General features: G+C 74.3%; 2 protein-coding genes. Both read left to right on the top strand.

Features of this window, described 5'->3' with window-relative positions; translation table 11 throughout:
- The coding region (locus FHP29_RS22785; protein WP_240044516.1) for a molybdopterin cofactor-binding domain-containing protein at window positions 1-848 on the top strand (848 nt) is incomplete at its 5' end.
- A gap of 7 nt (window positions 849-855) precedes the next feature.
- Window positions 856-1,435: xanthine dehydrogenase accessory protein XdhC (gene xdhC / locus FHP29_RS14830; RefSeq protein WP_139623816.1), on the top strand; the 580-nt coding region annotated here is incomplete at its 3' end.

Genomic DNA, 1,435 nt, shown 5'->3' on the forward strand with positions numbered 1-1,435 from the left:
AGGTGCCCAACACCTCCGCCACCGCCGCGAGCTCGGGCGCCGACCTCAACGGCGCCGCCATCAAGAACGCCTGTGAGCAGATCAAGGAGCGGCTCGCCCAGGTCGCGGGCGGCCGCCTCGGCGTGAGCCCGCGCGACGTCCGGTTCGCCGGCGGCACGGTGAGCGGGCTCTCCGCCGCGACCGGCGAGCTCGGCTGGGACGAGCTCGTCAACCTGGCCTACCACCAGCGCGTCCAGCTCTGGGCGGCCGGCTTCTACCGCACCGAGGGACTGCACTGGGACTCCGCCGCGATGCGCGGCGAGCCCTTCAAGTACTTCGCCTACGGCGTCGCCGCCGCCGAGGTCGAGGTCGACGGCTTCACCGGCGCCTCCACCCTGCGCCGCGTCGACATCGTCCACGACGTCGGCGACAGCCTCAGCCCGCTGGTCGACATCGGCCAGATCGAGGGCGGCTTCGTGCAGGGCGCCGGCTGGCTGACCCTGGAGGACCTGCGCTGGGACGAGAGCGACGGCCCCCACCGCGGCCGCCTCGCCACCCAGTCCGCGAGCACCTACAAGCTGCCGAGCTTCTCCGAGATGCCGGAGGACTTCCGCGTCACGCTGCTGGAGAAGGCGCACGAGGACGGCGCCGTCTACGGCTCCAAGGCGGTCGGCGAGCCGCCGCTGATGCTGGCGTTCTCCGTGCGCGAGGCGCTGCGCCACGCGGCCGAGGCGTTCGGGCCCGCCGGCACCAGCGTGGAGCTGGCCTCGCCCGCCACGCCCGAAGCGGTCTACTGGGCGGTGGAGAGCGCGCGTGCGGCCAAGGCGCACACCGATCGCCCCCTCGTCGCGGCGGGGCAGGGGAGGTGAACCGCGGATGGAGTGGTTGAAGGCGACCCAGCAGCTGCGCGAGCAGCGCCGGGCCGGCGTACTCGTCACGGTGGCGTCGGTGCGCGGTCACTCGCCGCGCGAGGCCGGCGCCAAGATGGTCGTCGCCGAGGACCGCACCTGGGGCAGCGTCGGCGGCGGCAACCTGGAGGCCGTCGCCGTCGACCGGGCCCGCGAGCTGCTCGCCGGCGGCGCGGCCGAGCCGGAGACCCTCGAGCTCGCGCTTTCCGACAAGGCGCCCTACCAGCACGGCGTGCAGTGCTGCGGAGGCGAGGTCGTGCTGCTCCTCGAGCCGCTGCCGGTCGTGCCGTCCGTGGCGATCTTCGGCATGGGCCACGTCGGCCTGGAGCTGGCGCGCATCCTCGCGCGCCACGACCTCGAGCTGCATCTGGTCGACTCCCGCGCGGACCAGTTGGAGGCCGACCGCCTCGGGGTGCTCGACGACGCCGTCGCCCACGTGCACGTCCATCGGGTCCCCGTCCTGCCCGAGCTCGTCATCGGGGAGCTGCCCCCGGGCACGCACGCCCTCGTGATGACCCACGACCACGCGGAGGACGCCGCCCTGTGCG

The organism is Nocardioides albidus, from assembly GCF_006335005.1.
Taxonomy (GTDB): domain Bacteria; phylum Actinomycetota; class Actinomycetes; order Propionibacteriales; family Nocardioidaceae; genus Nocardioides; species Nocardioides albidus.